At 73.0% G+C, this 16,586-nt stretch carries 13 protein-coding genes; 5 read left to right on the plus strand and 8 right to left on the minus strand.

The window, feature by feature from the left end:
• Positions 1 to 36: 36 nt before the first annotated feature.
• Complete coding sequence (locus OG948_RS48435) at positions 37 to 1,821, minus strand: IucA/IucC family protein (protein WP_406300677.1); 1,785 nt, start codon at positions 1,819 to 1,821, stop codon at positions 37 to 39.
• A complete protein-coding gene (locus OG948_RS48440; RefSeq protein ID WP_331771415.1) occupies positions 1,818 to 3,026 on the minus strand; it encodes an ATP-grasp domain-containing protein in 1,209 nt (402 codons plus the stop codon). Before OG948_RS48440 ends, OG948_RS48435 begins: the two co-directional genes overlap by 4 nt.
• A gap of 366 nt (positions 3,027 to 3,392) precedes the next feature.
• Here OG948_RS48440 and OG948_RS48445 point away from each other — a divergent pair, with 366 nt between their 5' ends.
• Positions 3,393 to 4,208, plus strand: coding sequence for a siderophore-interacting protein (locus OG948_RS48445; protein ID WP_331771416.1), 816 nt, complete (start codon positions 3,393 to 3,395; stop codon positions 4,206 to 4,208).
• Between the two features lie 336 nt (positions 4,209 to 4,544).
• Here the strand turns inward: OG948_RS48445 and OG948_RS48450 are convergent, their stop codons facing one another.
• Positions 4,545 to 4,838 carry a hypothetical protein gene (locus OG948_RS48450; protein ID WP_331771417.1) on the minus strand — a complete coding sequence of 98 codons (294 nt, stop codon included), beginning with the start codon at positions 4,836 to 4,838 and terminating at the stop codon, positions 4,545 to 4,547.
• A gap of 171 nt (positions 4,839 to 5,009) precedes the next feature.
• Here OG948_RS48450 and OG948_RS48455 point away from each other — a divergent pair, with 171 nt between their 5' ends.
• Together OG948_RS48455 and OG948_RS48460 are read left to right on the plus strand one after the other, a co-directional pair.
• Positions 5,010 to 5,309 carry a hypothetical protein gene (locus OG948_RS48455; protein ID WP_331771418.1) on the plus strand — a complete coding sequence of 100 codons (300 nt, stop codon included), beginning with the start codon at positions 5,010 to 5,012 and terminating at the stop codon, positions 5,307 to 5,309.
• Between the two features lie 66 nt (positions 5,310 to 5,375).
• On the plus strand, positions 5,376 to 6,323 hold the full coding sequence (locus tag OG948_RS48460) for a D-2-hydroxyacid dehydrogenase family protein (RefSeq protein WP_331771419.1): 948 nt from the start codon (positions 5,376 to 5,378) through the stop codon (positions 6,321 to 6,323).
• A gap of 171 nt (positions 6,324 to 6,494) precedes the next feature.
• Here OG948_RS48460 and OG948_RS48465 read toward each other — a convergent pair whose 3' ends face one another.
• From OG948_RS48465 to OG948_RS48480, 4 genes are all read right to left on the minus strand, one after another.
• Positions 6,495 to 7,286 (minus strand): methyltransferase domain-containing protein, encoded by a 792-nt coding sequence (locus OG948_RS48465; RefSeq protein ID WP_331771420.1) that lies wholly within the window; start codon positions 7,284 to 7,286, stop codon positions 6,495 to 6,497.
• A gap of 47 nt (positions 7,287 to 7,333) precedes the next feature.
• A complete protein-coding gene (locus tag OG948_RS48470; protein WP_331771421.1) occupies positions 7,334 to 8,569 on the minus strand; it encodes an ABC transporter substrate-binding protein in 1,236 nt (411 codons plus the stop codon).
• A gap of 218 nt (positions 8,570 to 8,787) precedes the next feature.
• The gene (locus OG948_RS48475) at positions 8,788 to 9,300 is read right to left on the minus strand and encodes a hypothetical protein (protein WP_331771422.1); all 513 of its coding nucleotides are present in this window, start codon (positions 9,298 to 9,300) and stop codon (positions 8,788 to 8,790) included.
• Complete coding sequence (locus OG948_RS48480) at positions 9,297 to 11,690, minus strand: nitrate- and nitrite sensing domain-containing protein (RefSeq protein WP_331771423.1); 2,394 nt, start codon at positions 11,688 to 11,690, stop codon at positions 9,297 to 9,299. The genes OG948_RS48475 and OG948_RS48480 overlap by 4 nt, the downstream gene beginning before the upstream one ends.
• A gap of 1,067 nt (positions 11,691 to 12,757) precedes the next feature.
• On the opposite strand from OG948_RS48480, the gene OG948_RS48485 reads away from it, so the two are divergent.
• Positions 12,758 to 13,225, plus strand: a complete 468-nt coding sequence (locus OG948_RS48485; RefSeq protein ID WP_331771424.1) for a DoxX family protein — start codon at positions 12,758 to 12,760, stop codon at positions 13,223 to 13,225.
• A 50-nt stretch (positions 13,226 to 13,275) separates the two neighbouring features.
• Here the strand turns inward: OG948_RS48485 and OG948_RS48490 are convergent, their stop codons facing one another.
• Positions 13,276 to 14,898, minus strand: a complete 1,623-nt coding sequence (locus tag OG948_RS48490; RefSeq protein WP_406300678.1) for a PucR family transcriptional regulator — start codon at positions 14,896 to 14,898, stop codon at positions 13,276 to 13,278.
• A 164-nt stretch (positions 14,899 to 15,062) separates the two neighbouring features.
• On the opposite strand from OG948_RS48490, the gene OG948_RS48495 reads away from it, so the two are divergent.
• Entirely contained in the window at positions 15,063 to 16,586 is a 1,524-nt protein-coding gene (locus tag OG948_RS48495) for a cytosine permease (RefSeq protein ID WP_331771425.1), read from the plus strand.

The following is a 16,586-nucleotide window of genomic DNA, read 5'->3' on the forward strand; positions in this document are numbered from 1 at the left end:
CGGGCGGTCGGGCGGATCGACGGTCGCGGTCGATCGCTAGGTCGAACGCGCCGCACGACGAAGGTAGTTCGGCCCGGTCGTGTAGTACTTGTTGATGTCGGCCGCGCCGGAGCGCTCCTTGCTGAGCAGCGTGCCGGCGGTGATCATCGCCTTGACCGGCAATCGTTGCCCGTCCAGCGCGCGGCGCCGCAGCTCCGGCGGTGCCAGCACGGCCAGTCGCTCGCCCACCAGCCGCAGCAGTCGGTCCCGCTCCGGCGGGGGCAGCGCGAACGCGAGCGCACCGGCGCACAGATGCACGGTTATGGTGAGGAACAGGTCGGCGAGCGGGCCGTCGTCGGCGGTGTAGGTGCGCGCGTCGTCGAATCCGCCGTGCGGCAGCGGACAGCGGGCCGGGTTGACGCGCGGGCCGTCGTTGTCCTTGAACAGCAGGCGGGCCGGGCGTCCTCGGGCCAGGACCAGGGACAGGTTCTGCGGGTGTGATTCGAGCGCGATGCCGTACCGGAACAGCGTGGTCTGCCAGTCCAGGAGCAGCGTGAGGTAGGCGTCGAGCAGCGCGAATCGATCGCCCGCGTGGAATCGCCCGGCCGCCCGGTCCAGGACCAGGGCGCCGTCCGGTCCTCGGGCGAGCAGTGCGGCGAGCGGCAGCACGAGGGTGTGCTCCAGGTCGGGCGGATGCCGGCGCACCAGCACGCCCAGCAGTTCGTGGTCCGCGTGCAGGTAGCTCTGTTCGTCGGCGAGCAAGACCCGGTCGTGAAAGCGTGGTTCCCGGCGCAGCACCTCGGCGAGCAGCCGTCGGCCGGCGGCGCCGTCGACCAGGGTGCCGGGCTTGATGGTGCGCCGGTTGCGCACGCCGAGGGTGGCGATCGGCAGCGGGAGCTTGAGATGCACGGCCGGGTCGCGGGTCACCGCCACGGTGCGCATCGACAGGGTCGGGCGCACGTCCAGATACTCCCGGTCGGTCGGCACGGCCGGGTCCGGGAGTCGGTCGAACGTCAACGGGTGCACGGGCAGGGCGAGATGGCTGCCCGCGAGGTCGGGTCGGCCGAGGTCGGCGGGGGTCGGCCACCAGGGCGGCAGGGTCCCGGCGCGGGTGGTGGCGTCGCGCGGGAGCAGGGCCCAGCGCAGACGGAAGCTCGGGTGGTGTTCGGGCGCGTACCGGCGCAGCGCGGTCTCGGTCAGGCCGGAGCGGGCGCGCGCGGTGGGGTAGAGCGGATGGTCGACGTGCGCGGCCAGTGTGTCCAGGGCCGGGCCCGAGCCGAGCCCGGTCCACGCGCTCGGGTCCGGGCCGTACCGGTCGGCGAGCCCGGCGCGAACGGCCGGGCCGGTGCGCGCGAGCAGTCGGCCCGCCCGGGCGGCCTGCCGGCATTCCTCGGCGAAGTCGTCGAAGCCGGACCGGTCCCGCGGATCCGCCCAGTCCCGCAGGATCGCGAGCAGTCGGTCGGTGTCGGTCACGCGCGCGCCGTCCCGCGACGCCACCAGGAACGGCGCGCGGGTGGCGTACTCGCACTGGAACCCGTCGGCGCGGACCGGCAGCAGCAACGCGTCGGTGCCGGTCGGAGCGGTCAGTCGCAGCCAGGTCCCGTCCGGTCGTTGTTCGGGTACGGCGGTGCCGCGCAGGCCCAGGACGTCCTCGCGCAGCACGGTGTCCAGCACTCGACGCAGCAACTCACCGTCGAAGCCACCGGGCCCGTCGGCCGGGTCGGCGGCATCGGCCGTTTCGGCCGCGGCCGTGTCGAGCGGCGGATCGCCGGCGGCGGCGTCGAGCGGCGCGTCCGTGCCGGCCGAGGGTGGCGGCGGATCGCCGGCCGCGTGTTCGGTCACGGCGTGATGCTCCACTGCCGGCCGGTCAGGAAGTCCTCGGCGGCCCGGTCGACGGCGATCCGGTCGGTGCCGATGGTGCGCAGCACTCCGAGGTAGTCCCGGTTGGACCCGTACACCGGGTGTCGTTCGCCGATCGCGCGCAGCGGGTGGTAGTCCACGCGGGTGGCGCCGGCCGGGTCGGAGCGCACGCGGTCCGGGCCCGCGGTGAGGGTGCCCGCACGGTCGGCGCATGGGTAGTCCACCCGGGCGTGCCGGCCGGCGCGCGCGCCGAGGTCGGCGGGCAGGTCGGTGCCCAGGTGCACGCGCAGGATGTGCTCGAACAGCGGGATGCCGAGCACGTCCCGCAGCAGCAGGTCGCATTGGTCGCCGATGGCACGGTAGTTGACCTCGATGATCCGGGGTCGCCCGTCCTGGACCACGAATTCGGTGTGGCACGCCCCGAAACCCACCCCCAGCGCGTCGAGTTGGGTGAGCACGGCGGCGGTGGTCGCGGCGGGCGGTTCGGGCACCAGATCCAGGCGTGTCTCGACGAAGTACGGCGGTGGCGACAGTCGGGTGTGGAAGCCGCCCAGGACCCGGATGCCGTGCCGGTCGCCGAGCGTCTCCAGGGTGTGCAGTTCTCCCGACAGGAACTCCTCGACCAGCAGCGCCGCCGCCGGTCGCCGGGCCCGGATCTCGGCGCAGCGCTCGAGCAGTTCCGCGTCGTCCGTGACCAGGACCACGTCCTCGCCGGCGACGCCCTCGCGCGGTTTGACCACGCACGGATACGGCGGTGTGAGGTCGAACAGGTCGGCGACCGGCTGCCCGGGCGCCAGTTCGGCGGCCCAGACGGTGTCCGTGCCGGTGTCGGCCAGTCGGCCGCGCATCCGGGCCTTGTTCTTGGTCCGCAGCGCGGCCTTCCAGTCCTTGGCCGGGAGGTCGAAGTAGGAGGCGGCGAGGGCGGCTTGCACCTGGAGGTGGTCGCTGTTGGTGAACACCGCGTCCGGGCGGTGCCCGCCCGAGATCCGGTCGATCACCGCGCGGAAGTCGCGGACGTCGCAGTCCAGCACCCGCACCCCCGGGAGCGCGGCGCACAGTTCGCGGTGTCGCGCGGCGTACGCGGGGTCGGCCAGAAGGGTGACGTGCAGTCCGAGGCGGTGGGCGGCGGGCAGGAATCCCTCGGTCACCGAGTCGGTGGGATTGAGCGCGAGCAGGTACAGCCGCATGCGTGATCGGTCCCCCTCGGACATGTCGACCCGGACACGGCGAACCGGGCACCTCGACCCGGGCACGTCGAACGGGAACATCGACCGGAGCGTCGATCCGGACCCGTCCACCCGGACGCCCCACAACTTAGGGTAGGCATACTTGCCGGCCAAATCCGGTCGGTCCCAGGGCCGTTCGGGTGTGCCTCGGGGAGTCCTCGGGTTCGCCCGGCGCGCCGGCGGCGGCCGGCGGAAGTCTGTGGTTAGGTTAACCTAACCACGACATCGTCTCGGGTCGTCCGTGGCCGACCGTGTCCGAGAGGGCGAGTTCCAATCTCCACCGAACGTGAACGCCGGGCGCAGCTCTACCGGCCCTTCCAGCTCACCGTGGTCCGCAACACGCCGATCACCCGCAACGCCACCCGGATCACCCTGACCGGTCCCAGGTTGGCGCACTTCGTCCCGGGCGGACCCGACCAGCGGGTCAAGCTCTTCGTGCCGCGCGAGGGTCGGCCCGCGTCCCGGATCACCCGGGACGACCTGACCTGGCGTGAGGCGTGGACGCGGATCCCCGAGGCCGACCGGCCGTACCAGCGCACCTACACCGTGCGCGCGCACCGGTCGGATCCGGTCGAGATCGACATCGACTTCGCGCTGCACGCGCCGGGCGGACCCGCCTGTCGCTGGGCCCGCGCCGCGCGTCCCGGCGACGCCATCGAGTTGCTCGGGCCGACCGCCGAGCGCAACGGCGGCTACAGCTTCGAGCCGCCCGCCGGGCGCCGGCTGCTGCTGGCCGGCGACCACGCGGCGCTGCCCGCGATCGGCTCCATCGTCGAATCGTTGCCGCCGGACGCACGCGGGCACGTCTTCGTCGAGGTGGCCTCCGAGGCGGATCGCCAACATCTCGCGGCGCCGCCCGGGATACGGGTGGACTGGATCCATCGCGGCGACGCGCCGGTCGCCGAGAACCGGCTGCTGGACGCGATCCGCGACGCCCACCTGCCGGTCGAACACGGCTACGCGTGGCTGGCCGGTGAGGCCGGTCGGGTGCGCGCGCTGCGCCGCCACCTCAAGGACGAGCGCGGCATGGACCACCGCTCGATCGCCTTCATGGGCTACTGGCGCATGGGCCACACCGAGGAGACCGCGCACACCGAGCCCACCGCCCGCGCCGAATCCCTGGTGGCACAACCGGCGCACTGACGGACACACCGCACCTCGGCACGCCGAGCGGGAGGCCGACCGCACGCGCACCGAGCGGCACGTGGGGCAAAACGCCGACCACGCGCGGGTCGAACGACCCGTCGACAGGCGCGCCGACGCGCTGTCCGGCGGATCTTGGTGGATCGGGCCGCGTCGTGAGCGCAGCGAGGAGCCCGAAGGGCGGATGCCGTGCCTCGGCGTGCCGCAGAAGCAGCCGCACAGTGGTTCCATTCGGCTGTTTCTCCGGTGCGGCGAGGCACGGTGCCAGCCGGCGCGGACCCACCAGGATCCGCCGGACAGGGCCTGAGCGCCGGCCCACCCACGGCCGGCCACCGCTCACCGGTCTCGCGCCGACCAGGTCCGCTCGCCGCGCATCCGCCGCGCGATGACCACAAGATCGATCCAGGCGATCAACGCCGTCACCGCGCACGCGACCGCGGCGACGATCCACAGCGTGCGCACCTCGCTCGTGACATCCGTCGAGGCCGCCCACGCGCACAGCGCACAACCGACGACGAAGAACGGCAGCGCGATCCTGGACATGACCCTGCGCGCGGCGAGGTCACTGCGTGGATGGGCCGCCTCGCTGCCGGGAGGGCGCTTGGCCGGAGCGCGATGTCGCGCGTTCATACCTTTCGCATACCCGACCACCGAACCGGTACGCGAATCGCGGCCCGCGGTGTTCGCGGCGTTTGCGGGCGTCGGCGCACGAGAGGAGCCTGGAAGCGTACGCGACCGAGTCCTCACGGGTGCCCGTGGTGAGCGCCGAACACGGTCCGTACGCGAGACCGGGTGAGATCGATGCGCATGTTCCTCCAGGCACGCATGGACACCGAGGCGGGCAACCGGGCCGTCGCCGACGGGTCGTTGCCCAAGACCATCCAGGCGATCGTCGAGCGACTCCACCCCGAGGCGGCCTACTTCACCGCCGTCGAGGGCGACCGCTCGTGCCTGTTCGTCTTCGACATGCAGGACTCGTCGCAGTTGCCGAGCATCGCGGAGCCGTTCTTCTCGATGGGCGCCAAGGTCACCGTCAAGCCGGTGATGAACCTCGAAGACCTGCAGAAGGGCCTGGGCGCGCTCGACGGCCCCGCCCGATAGGGTCGGACCCGCGAGCCGACCGGGTGATCCGCGCTCCGGCGGTCGCCGGACGCGGGGGGACGACAGGTGTTTCGGGTCGCCGTCATCGACGACTACCAGGGGCCGGCCGCGGCGCTCGACTGCTGGTGCAAGCTGCCGGAAGGCACCGAGGTCGCGTTCTTCCCCGACCACGTGACCGACGCCGAGGCGCTGGTCGAGCGGTTGGCGCCGTTCGACGCGGTGATCGCGATGCGCGAGCGCACCGCGTTTCCCGCCGGGCTGCTCGCGCGACTGCCGAGCCTGCGGCTGCTGGTCACCACCGGGATGAACAACGCCGCCATCGACATCGAGGCGGCCCGTGCGCAGGGCGTCACGGTGTGTGGAACGCGGTTGTTGCCGCATCCGGCGGCCGAGCTGACCTGGGCGCTGATCCTCGAACTGGCCCGCCGCACCGGCGCCGAGGAGGCGAGCCTGCGCGCCGGCGGATGGCAGCGCGGCATCGGGTCGGACCTCGCCGGATCCACTCTCGGGGTGATCGGTCTGGGCAAACTGGGCGCGCGGGTGGCCACGATCGGCGCCGCGTTCGGGATGCGGGTGATGGCCTGGAGCCAAAACCTGACGGCCCAGCGCGGTGCGGAACTCGGTGTGGAGGTGGTCGCCAAGGACGAACTCTTCCGCGGCGCCGACTTCGTCTCCGTGCATGTGCGCTACAGCGAGCGGACCAGGTCCCTGGTCGGCGCGGCGGAACTCGCCCTGATGCGCCCCACCGCGTACCTGATCAACACCTCCCGGGCCGCGATCGTGGACCGTGCCGCCCTGCTCGCCGCGCTGCACGAGGGTCGGATCGCCGGTGCCGCGCTGGACGTGCACCAGGTGGAGCCGCTGCCCGCCGACGACCCGATCCTGGACGCCCCCAACACCATCCTCACGCCGCACATCGGCTACGCGACCCAGGGCAACTACACGCTGGCGTACACCGACGCGGTCGAGGACATCGGCGCGTTCCTGGCCGGCCGACCGGTACGCGAGTTGTAGTCGAGGCAGTTGTAGTCGAGGCCCGGCGGAGCGCCCGACCGCCCTTCACCCACTGTCCCGTCGACCGTACAGAGCGTCACCCGCGTCGTTCGAGGGCACGTGGCCGGGCGCCGACGACTTCGCCCCCTGTCGGAGCGTCGACAGGGGGCGAGGTCGGTGCGCCGTCTCGGGTCAGCCGGCCGCCGGCTTGGTGCCGATCGTGGAATACAGCCGCCAGCCGGTGGTGACCAGGCCCGGCCGGCCGGCGACCTCCTGGAAGCGGTCCAGGATGTCGTCGTCCAGGCCCGACTCGGCGAGCCGAGACCGGAGTTGCCGGGCGTTGCAGGCGTACAGGCGGTGCGCGAGGCCGGGTCCGGCGCAGTCCGCGTCGGAACGGGTCACCCGTACGTCGGTCAGGCCCGCCTCGACGAACGCGTCCCTGGTCGCCGCCGCCCATTCCAGGTCGGCGCCCCGGCTGCGCAGTTCGGCCAGGATGCCCGCCACGACCTCGGTGAACACCTTCTCGTCGGCGGGGTCGGCGCAGGCCAGGACGCGCGGCGGCTCGGGGCAGTACCAGTCCTCGACGACCAGGACGCCACCGGGTTCCAGCGCGTCGACCAGGCGCGACAGGATGGCCCGGCGCTCGGGTATGTGCAGCAGCACCAGCCGCCCGTGGATGCCCCGGTAGGGCCGGCGCGGCAGTTCGTCGGTGCGCAGGTCCAGCGGGAAGGTGCGGATCGGCGCGCCGTCGACGGGCGCGGCGAGCGGGCGCGCGTCCAGGTCGGTGGCGTGTACGACGCCGATCGGACCGATGCGGCGGGACAACTCCCGGGCGATGCTGCCCAGTCCGTAGCCGATCTCCAGCCATTCCTGGCCGGTCGGGTCGTCGAGGGAGTCCAGCACCATCCGGGTGCTGGGGTCGAGCAGGCTCTGCAGGGTCTCCAACTGGAAGGTGATGTCGTCGGCTTCGGCGAACGCGTACAAGAGCCCTCCTGGGGTGGGTGGAGTGGTGGGGAACGGGACCGGCGGGATCAGCCGCCGAGGACGGCGAGTTGCTCGACCGCCACGTTGGCCCGCTTGGGGCCGTCGTTGCGCACCTCGAAGCGGTACCACTGCTGCACCGGCGAGTGGGTGGCCGGGTTGAGCTGCATCACGCCGCGGGGGCTGTCGATCTGCCCGACGTTGCCCAGCGCGGTGTTCACCGCCTCGGGGGTGAGCGCCTTCTTCTCGGCGCGGACGGCGGCGATGGCGGTGTCCAACGACCGGGCGATGTCCCACGCGGCGACCGCGTAGATGGTCGGGCTGCGGTCCGGGTGGCGCTGCTGCCACGCGGCGACGAACGCCCGGTTCGCCGGGTTGTCCAGGTCCGCGCCGTAGGTGGCGAAGGTGGTGATCCCGGCGGCGGCGTCGGCCTGCGCGTCGAGTTGGCGGCCCTCGGTCAGCGGTCCGCTGCCGTACAGCGGGAGCTTGGCCGCCTCGGAGGCCTTGTACTGCTTGACGAAGTCGACCGCCGCGGTGCCCGCGTAGAACGCGTAGACGGCCTTGGCGCCGCTTTGCGCGATCTTGTTCAGGTAGGGCAGGAAGTTCTGGGTGGCGGGGAAGGGGGTGAAGGTGGTCTTCCCGTCCGGATTGGCCAGCGTGCCGCCGGCCTTGGTGAACGACTCGGTGAAGCCCTTGAGTTGGTCCCAACCGCCCTGGTAGTCCGGGCCGATCGCGTAGACCGGGCCGTTGACGTGTTCCTTGACCCAGGGACCGGCGGCGGCGCCGGCCTCGTAGGACTGGGTGTTGAACGACCAGACGTGCGCGGTCAGTTTGGGGTCGGGGAACTCGGGTCGGCCCGCGACGCCCATCAGCGCCGTGTTGTTGGCCGCCGCGATCGGCAGCACACCGGCCACGCTGCCGCCGCTGACGATGCCGGTGATGGCCAACACATTCTGCTGCTTGACCAGTTCGGTCGCGGCCGGGACGGCGGTCGGCGGACCCGCGCCCTCGTCGCGCACCACGACCTCCGCCTTGAGCCCGCCGAGCTTGCCGCCGTGCGTGTCGCGGTACAGCTCAAGCCCCGCCCGGGTGTCCTCGCCGACGGCGGCGTACGGACCGCTCGCGGGGGTGAGCAGGCCGATCTTGGCGACGGCCTCGGATGCCTTGCCCTTGTCGTCACCGGCCGCGCTGCCCGAGCACGCCGACAACACCAGCAGTAAGCCGGTGGAGGCGAGGGCCAGCGGGACGCGGGTGCTGCGGAACCGTCTACTGCTGCTGCTGCGCATGTCGGTCTCTCTCTCGGCAGGTTCGCGATACGGGGGTTCGAACTCTCCGGGTGTGGCAGCCGGTTCGCTCGCGCGACGACGTGGAAGGCGGTCTTGGGGCGCGCGGGAGCCGGACGGGGCGGACGCGCCGGATCGGCCGGTGGGCCGGGGCGCGCGAATACTCCGGACGACCCGGCGGATGGCCGGGGCGCCCGGCGGGGGCAGCCGGGATCGTGGGGTCAGAAGACCCGGCTGGGAGCCGGCATGCGGGCGGGTTGCGGCTGGAGGCCGCGACCGCGCGCGAGCGGGGTCAGGGACGGGCCGACACGCTCCATCAGCGCGTGCATCGCCCGGATCAGGTTGCCGACGTCGGCGTTCCAGGTGGTCGCCACGATCAGCGCGGAGGGGTGCACCTGCCCGTCCGGTCCCGGGCTGGTGTTGCCCATGGTGAGCAGCAGCCCGTGCTCGGCCTGCGACATCAGCACACTGACCGGGCCCAGGCCCATCAGGTCGGCGCTGTAGTCCTGCATGAGCAGGGCACCGGGCGCGCTCGACGCGATCTTCTCCGCGTTCGCGATCCACGCCGCCTGCGCGGCGGCGTCGGTGCGGATGCGACCCGACAGCGAGGCCTGGGCCACCAGCAGCGAGTCGCCGCTGGCGGCGACCGCGTGCAGCACGTCGGGAGCGTGGTCGTGCACGAACTGGCGCATGAAGTCGTCGAGCACGCTCTGGTCGACGGCGGGCTCGGTCATGGGGATTCCTTGGGGGTCCGGGTGAAGGGCAGGTCGCGGGCGCCGCGCCCGAACGAGGCGGCGGCGGCGCTGGCCTGCGCGATGTCACGGGTGGGTGGGGCGGTACGACGGAACTGGGTCGCTTGTCCGGTGCGGCGTTCGCGGCGGGGCAGGCCCTGCGCGGTCAACTCGGGCGCGTAATTCGCGGGCAGCGGGCCGCCGACGATCGGGGCGGACGCACTCGGATCCGCTCCGTGCGGTTGGCTGCCGTTGGCGGTGCTGCCGTTCGCGGAGTCGCCGTTGTGGCCGTGGCCGTTCACGCCGGCGCCGATGGCGATCGGGCGCGCGGGGCCGATCTGCGGCGTGCCCGGCCGGGTGACATGCTCCACCCGGCGTCGATGGCGGCCCACCGAGGCGATGATCGCGTGCGGCAGCACGATCTCGACCACCGTGCCGCCGTCCGTGCCCGGTTGCAGCTCCACCTCGATCTCCAGCGGGCGGGCCTGGAGCGCGACCACGGTCAGGCCGGTCTGGCGCAGCGAGGGCAGTGCGTCCACGTCGGTGCGCAGCCGCCGGTTGAGCAGTTCCGGGTCGTGGTGGCCCACGCCCTGGTCCCGCACGCGCACCAGGACGCCCGCCTCGGTGCGTTCGGCGGTGACCTCGACCTCGTGCCGACCGGAGAAGCGGGCCGCGTTGTCGACGATCTCGCCGACGATCTGGGTCACCGCGCCGACCGTGTCGCCGGCGAGCGTGACGGACGTGGGGATGCCCTTGAACGCGATGTCCGGCAGGCGTTCGTAGTTGGTCACCCGCTGGGCGCCGGCCCGGACCACCTCGTACAGCGGGGTGTCGGGCCACAGGCGGTTCGGCGGTTGCCCACTGAGCACCGCGATCGAGTCGGCGAGCCGCTTGGTGCCCTCGTTGCCGTGGTCCACCTCGAAGACCGTGCCCAGTTGATCCACCGTCAGGTTGGATTCCTGGAGCCGGTCCAGGGCGCTGCTGACCCGGCTGGTCTGCACCCGGATGCGTCGGGCGACGTCGCCGAGCGCGTCGTTGTACTCGCGCTGGGCCAGCACCAGCGACGCGCTGTGTTCGACCGTGCTGTAGGCGAGTCGGGTCAGCGCGCGGGCCAGGTCGGCGATCTCGTCGGCGCCGCGCTCGCGGTCCGGTTGCGGGCCGAGCATCTTGACCGCGTACGCCGCGCCGCTCTCGTGCGGGCCCAACGCGTCGCGGCGGCGCAGGTCGGCCTCGACGGCGGGCAATGTCTTCTGGGTCATCTCGGTGACCCGCTCGGCCAGGGTCCGCAGGCGCCGGTGCAGGAGGCGGCCGAGCCAGGCCGCGGCCGCGGCGGCGGCGAGTACGGCGCCGATCAGCACCGCGCCCTGAACGCCGGCCAGCCACCACCGGTCGCCGGTGACGTCGGCCACCTCGCGCGCGATGTCGGCGTCGGCCCGCTGCTCCACCGACCACAGGCGGTCCGCGCGTTCGGCCAACGCGGCGCGCCAGACGTCCGGTTCGAGCGAGTCGCGGCCGAGCGCGTCCTCGGTCTGCGCGACCCGGATCATCTCGAAACCGGCCAGTGCCCGGGCGAGGCGGTCGCGCCAGCCGGTCGGGGCGGTGACCGCGAACGCCTCCAGCGCCTGGTCGTGCGCGGCGCGTGCGGTGGAAGCCGCCTTGAGCACCGGCCCGCCCAGCGGTCCGGCGCCGAGCGAGCGCAGCACGGTGACCTGTTGCTGGCCCAGTGCGGCCCGGGCCTGGGCCAGCGAGGTGATCGCGCGCAGTCGGGCGGCGATGTCGGTGGACACGCCCGGGTCCAGCGCGACCCGGGCGCGCAGGTCCACGGTGCTGCCGATCCAGGCCCAGTAGCGCACCGCCGCCGCCGAGGTGGCCACGCCCCGCTGGTCGATCTGGGTACGCAGGCCCGGCAGACCGCGCAGCGCGGTGTCCACCGCGGTCAGTGCGGCGCGTTCGCCGGCGGAGGCGGGTTCGAGGTCGCGGCGCCGGTTCTCGTAGCGGCGGATGGCGCTCTCGCTCGCGTCGATCGCGGTCCGGTAGTCGGCGCTGGTGATCGGACCGGGGCCGCGGGAGAGCAGGGTCACCGCGGCGGCGCTCTCCGCCTGGAGTCGGCGCCCCACCTCGCCGGCGTCGGCGGAGACCCGGACCAGGTCGTGCGCGTGGTCGGCGGCCTGGGCCTGTTCGACCATGGTCAGGATCGCGGATCCGGCGAAGAAGACCATGCCCGCCGAGGGCACGACGACCATGAGCGTGATCAGGCCGCGCACCCGGGGGCGAATCCGGGCGGTGACCCGGATCCGCAACGGGGGCCGCGCCGAGTCGGCCGGAGGCCGCGGGGGGCCGGCGGGCTGTGCCGGCGCGTCGGCGGTCGCCGGGCGGGAGCGACGTATCTTCATCCGAGTTCGCCCCTTCGGCCGGACCGGCCGGATCGTGCGCACCCGAAGGGGTGCGGATTCGCCGGGTGTGCGGGGGTGCTCGTCCGTCGGCCGGCGCGGGCCGGGGCGGGTCGTCGGGGTCGACCGGGCCGGGTCGCGTCGGCGACGTGAGGGGGACGGCGGAGTAATCGCAACACGGGCAGTGATCCCTGAAGGATGGTCGGTGGGAGGGAGATCGCGACGATGGTGCTCGCGAGGGGCGGCCCGTCGAGGGCGGGCGCGGCGGACCGGGCACGGTGTGGGCGACCGGAACAGGGCCCGATGTGCGGGCCTTTCGGGGTCGGGCGCGCCGGCGCCGGCGGGCTCGTGGGGTGCCGGTGCGATCGGGGCAGGCGGTACCGGCGCCTCCGCTTCCGGTTCGGACGCGGTTGGATCGCCGTACGGTGAACGCCGATTCGATCCGACCCGGGCTTGCGATCAGCGGGCGTCCGCGCGCGCGTCACGGGCGGCCGGGGAACGCGCGCATGCGCTAGCCCGCGCGGCGCGGCCGGATCACCCGAGCTGAACTCGCGGTCGGGAAACCGGCGTTCAGGTCCCGGAGCGGCGTCCTCGAACAGCTCGCCGACCGTTCCGGGATCGTTCGGTCGCGAGCATTCGACGCAAAAACGCCCATGAACGGATCACTCCTCGCAAGGGGGTGCGGGGTCGACCAGGAAGCGCCCGATTGCGGCTAGGGCAACTGTTCGCATCGGTGCGCACACACACTGTCCCTGCGAATCCACCGGACGTCAAACGAAACTTGGGTGTCGACCCGCCTCTGTTGTCACCGTCACGGTCGGGATCGACGCCCTTTACCTCGGCGGCAGTTCGTCGCCGAGGGCGGTTCGGCACGGTGGCCGGGGGTGGATCGCGGCGGTCCACGGGGGAGGACGCGCGCGGTGCAGGGTCACTGGTTGGTGGGGTGCTGTCCACTCGGTCCACTTGCCATTTTGTGCCGGTCGAGAAGTTCGGCATTGTCGCTGTCGGGACGGCCCGTCAAGACTGGTCTGGACCAATCTCCCGCACTCCGTCCCCCCAGGAGCCGTCCGATGTCACCTATTCCGCACGCCTTCGTCGAGTCCGCCAAACCCCATGTACTGGGCCTGTTCCGGATCGTCGTCGGACTGCTGTTCACCTGCCACGGCACCGCCTCGCTGTTCGGCTTCCCGGACGGCGGGCGCGGCACCGTGCCCTCCGGCGAGTGGCCCGGCTGGTACGCGGCCGTGATTCAACTCGTGGGCGGCGGGCTGGTGTTGCTCGGGCTGGGCACCCGGGCCGCCGCGTTCGTCTCGTCCGGATCGATGGCGTACGCCTACTTCACCGAGCACCAGAAGCTGGATCTGTGGCCGATCCAAAACGGTGGCGAGGCGTCGGCGATGTTCTGCTGGGCCCTGTTGCTGATCGTGGTGTTCGGGTCGGGCAGCTTCGCGCTCGAGCGGCTGTTGGCGCGTGGCGGCGCCGACACCTCGAACGCGCCGACCCCGTCGAAGGAGTCCGCACCGGCGGTGCTGCGATGAGGACGGCCCCCCGGTAGCGGCGGCCGGCGCCCCGGGACGGTGCGCGAGGTTCAGCCCAGACTGTCGCGGCGGATGCGGGCCGCCAGCCACAGATCGAAGCGATCGTCACCGTCCTGCGGGCGCCGGCCCGTCAACCGCATCGCCTTGTCCACCCGATTGCGCACGGTGTGCCGATGCACGTCCAGGCGCCGACTCGTCTCGTCCCAGGAGCCGCCGGTCTCCAACCACACGGCCAGCGTCGCGGCCAGTTCGCCGCCGGGGTCGGCGGCGTCGATCGGCCCCAGCACCGCGTCCGCGTAGCCGGCCAGCGTGCCCGCGTCGGCCAGACCGAGCAGCAGCCTGCTCGCGGTGCCGTGCCGGGCCTCCACCGGATGCCCGGCGGCCCGGCTCACCGCGAGCAGGCCGCGCGCCTGCCGGATCGAGGACCCGGCCGCGTCCGGCGCGGCGGCCGGGCCGATGCCCGCCGCCCGACCCGGGGCGAAGCGGCCGAGGATGGCCCGTACGTCCAGCTCGGCGCCCAGCACCGCCTCCACCGCGCCGCCCGCCACCCGGACCAGGCCGCCGGGCAGGGCCAGTGCGAGGTCGGCCGCGAGCTCGGCCGCGTCGAGGCGCGCGGTGTCCGCGTCCGCCGGATTCGGATCCAGACCCACCACCACACCGCGCACCTCCCGCGCCGCCAACCCGGCCGCGGCCAGCACGTCGCGCGCCTGCTCGGGAGTGGTGCCCGGGGCCAGCAACCGACCGAGCAGCGCGGCCCGACGCCGACGCACCGGTTCGTCGGCCAGGTGCCGGCGCTCCAGCTCCAGGGACAGCAGCGACACCAGGCCGGACACCAACAGCCGGGCCGCCGACTCGACCGGACCGGCCAGCACCAGCAGCCCGCGCAGCCGCCGGGCGCCCAACGGCTGCACCTCCACCCGTACGCCCTGTGCGTCCCTGCTGCTGCCGCTGCCGTGCAGGCCCCGCGCGGCCACCTTCCGGATCAGGTCGGTGCTCGCCGCCAGCAGCGCCACCGCGTCCGCCGAGCCGTCGGCGCCCGGCGCCTCGGGCGGACCGCCCAGGCTGTCCGCGACCAACCGGCCCACCGGGTCGGCGACGATCGCGTCCACACCGGTCGCGGCCCGCCAGGCGCGCAGCGTGGCCGGCACACCATTGCCGGAGGCCGCCGCGATGGTCAGCCGGCGCTGCGCCTCGAACGCGTGCTCCAGGGCCAGCCGCTGCCGGGCGGCTCGGGCCTCGAACACGGCCTTGGTGACCGCGATGAAGGGCACCTCGTCCGGGACCGTGAGCAGTGGCAGGCCGGCCGCCAGGGCGGCCCGGATCAACGGCTCGGGCGCGCTTTGGTGCGGCAGCTCCCGACCCAGGCCCAGCACCAGGGCGCACGCGCCCGCGCCCGCGACGTCGCGCACGTACGCGACGCAGGCCGTGTCGGTCATCGGCAGCAGCAGGCCGATCGTCATCAGCAGCTCGCCGCCCTGGAGCCAGTGGCCGGGAGTGAGCAGCTCGGACACGTGCGCGGCCTCGACCCGCCGGTCCAGGTGCTCGGCGCCGGCGGCGACCGCCAGGCGCAGGTCGGGCAGGGCCACCAGATCGGAGATGCGCAGGGCACCGGAGAAATCGGGCATGACGGACCGGTCGGTGGGTGCGGAGGGTGGAATCGTCGACGAGGTCATGGACATAGTGTCCACCCGTCTCCTTCGAATTCGACACGATATCGATCGTTTACGGTTGTTAACCGGGCGTACCTTCGAGCGTCATCCCATCGATCACGCTTCGTCCCCCCGACCGTCGTCCCCGACGCGTCGACCGAACGGGACCCAGGACCGCAGGAGAGCGCATGGACGCCACCAGGCCACCGCGCGCGGCCCCCGCCACCGCCCGCCACGCCGCCGTCCCGGCGGCCGGGCCGGTCGCGACCGGCCCCGGGGCGGACACCGCGCCGCGTCCCGGCGGGGTGGCCATCGAGACCCGCTCGATCGACTACGTCCCGGCCCGGGAGCGGCACGGCAAGGTGTGGCACCAGGGTCCGTTCTGGTTCACCGGCAACTTCGTGCTCACCACGATGGTCACCGGCTTCATCGGTCCGGCCCTGGGCCTGGGCTGGTCGGTGCCGGCCGTGGTGCTCGGGGCGTGCTTCGGCACCTTCTTCATGGCCTTCCACGCCAATCAGGGTCCGCGGATGGGCCTGCCGCAGATGATCCGGTCCCGCGCCCGGTTCGGCATCCGCGGTGCGATCGTCCCGTTCGTCGCGGTCGTGTTCGTCTACGTCGGCTTCAACGTCTTCAACGTGGTGCCGGCCACCGAGGGCCTACAGACCGTGCTGCCGGGCGGCTCGACACTGTGGTACGCGGTCTTGATCTCGATCGCGATCGTGCTCGCCGTGGTCGGCCACGACCTGCTGCACCTGGTCCAGCGGTGGCTGACCTACGCGCTGATCGCGGTCTTCGGGGTGCTCAGCGTCGGCGCGATGGTCAACCTCGACGTGGCCACGCCGGCCGGCGGCGACGGGATGTCCTGGACCGCGTTCCTGGTGGTCTTCTCCGGCGCGGCCGGCTACCAGATCAGCTACGCCGTCCACGTCTCGGACTACTCCCGCCACCTGCCCGCCGATGTGCCCGCGCGCAAGGTGATCTGGTGGACCTACGCGGGCGCGGCCGGCTCGGCGGCGTGGCTGATGTCGCTGGGCGCGCTGCTCGCCTCCGCGCTGCCGGACCCGGACGCGATCGGCGCGGTGCGCAAGGTGGGCAACGACATCGTGCCCGGCTTCGGCACGTTCGCCGTGCTGGTTTCCTCGCTCGCGCTGATCAGCATCATGGCGGTGAACGCCTACGGCGCGATGCTCACCGCCACCAGCGCGATCGACGCCTTCCGGCCGGTGCGGCCCACGGTGCGGGTCCGGGTGGCCGGGATCGTGGCGATCGAGGCGATCGTCTTCGTGGTCGCGATCGTGCTCCCGGACGACTACCTGGGCAGCTTCAACGACTTCGTGCTGATGATGCTCTACTTCCTGATCCCCTGGACGGCCGTCAACCTGGTGGACCTCTACCTCGTCCGGCGCGGCCACTACGCGGTCACCGCGATCTTCGATCCGCGCGGCATCGACGGCCGGTGGTCCTGGCGCGGCCTGACCGCCTACACCGTCGGCTTCGCGGCGATGATCCCGTTCTTCAAGACCAGCTTCTTCACCGGACCGGTGGCGGACGCGCTCGACGGAGCGGACCTGTCCTTCGTGGTCGGCCTGCTGGTCGGCGGCGCGCTGTACGCGTGGCTGTGCCGCGATCTGGACCTGACCGCCGAACGGGCCGCCGAGCGCGCGAGCGAGGCCGAACTCGAAGGCGCCGACGCGCCGCAGGGGGTGTGA

The organism is Embleya sp. NBC_00888 (assembly GCF_045207655.1).
Classification (GTDB): domain Bacteria; phylum Actinomycetota; class Actinomycetes; order Streptomycetales; family Streptomycetaceae; genus Embleya.

Excerpts from the sequence above, each read along its gene's own strand:
- OG948_RS48440 (WP_331771415.1), bottom strand. The coding sequence starts at position 3,026 with ATGCGGCTGTACCTGCTCGCGCTCAATCCCACCGACTCGGTGACCGAG.
- OG948_RS48450 (WP_331771417.1), bottom strand. The coding sequence starts at position 4,838 with ATGAACGCGCGACATCGCGCTCCGGCCAAGCGCCCTCCCGGCAGCGAG.
- OG948_RS48455 (WP_331771418.1), top strand. The coding sequence starts at position 5,010 with ATGCGCATGTTCCTCCAGGCACGCATGGACACCGAGGCGGGCAACCGG.
- OG948_RS48470 (WP_331771421.1), bottom strand. The coding sequence starts at position 8,569 with ATGCGCAGCAGCAGCAGTAGACGGTTCCGCAGCACCCGCGTCCCGCTG.
- OG948_RS48475 (WP_331771422.1), bottom strand. The coding sequence starts at position 9,300 with ATGACCGAGCCCGCCGTCGACCAGAGCGTGCTCGACGACTTCATGCGC.
- OG948_RS48480 (WP_331771423.1), bottom strand. The coding sequence starts at position 11,690 with ATGAAGATACGTCGCTCCCGCCCGGCGACCGCCGACGCGCCGGCACAG.
- OG948_RS48485 (WP_331771424.1), top strand. The coding sequence starts at position 12,758 with ATGTCACCTATTCCGCACGCCTTCGTCGAGTCCGCCAAACCCCATGTA.
- OG948_RS48490 (WP_406300678.1), bottom strand. The coding sequence starts at position 14,898 with ATGACCTCGTCGACGATTCCACCCTCCGCACCCACCGACCGGTCCGTC.
- OG948_RS48495 (WP_331771425.1), top strand. The coding sequence starts at position 15,063 with ATGGACGCCACCAGGCCACCGCGCGCGGCCCCCGCCACCGCCCGCCAC.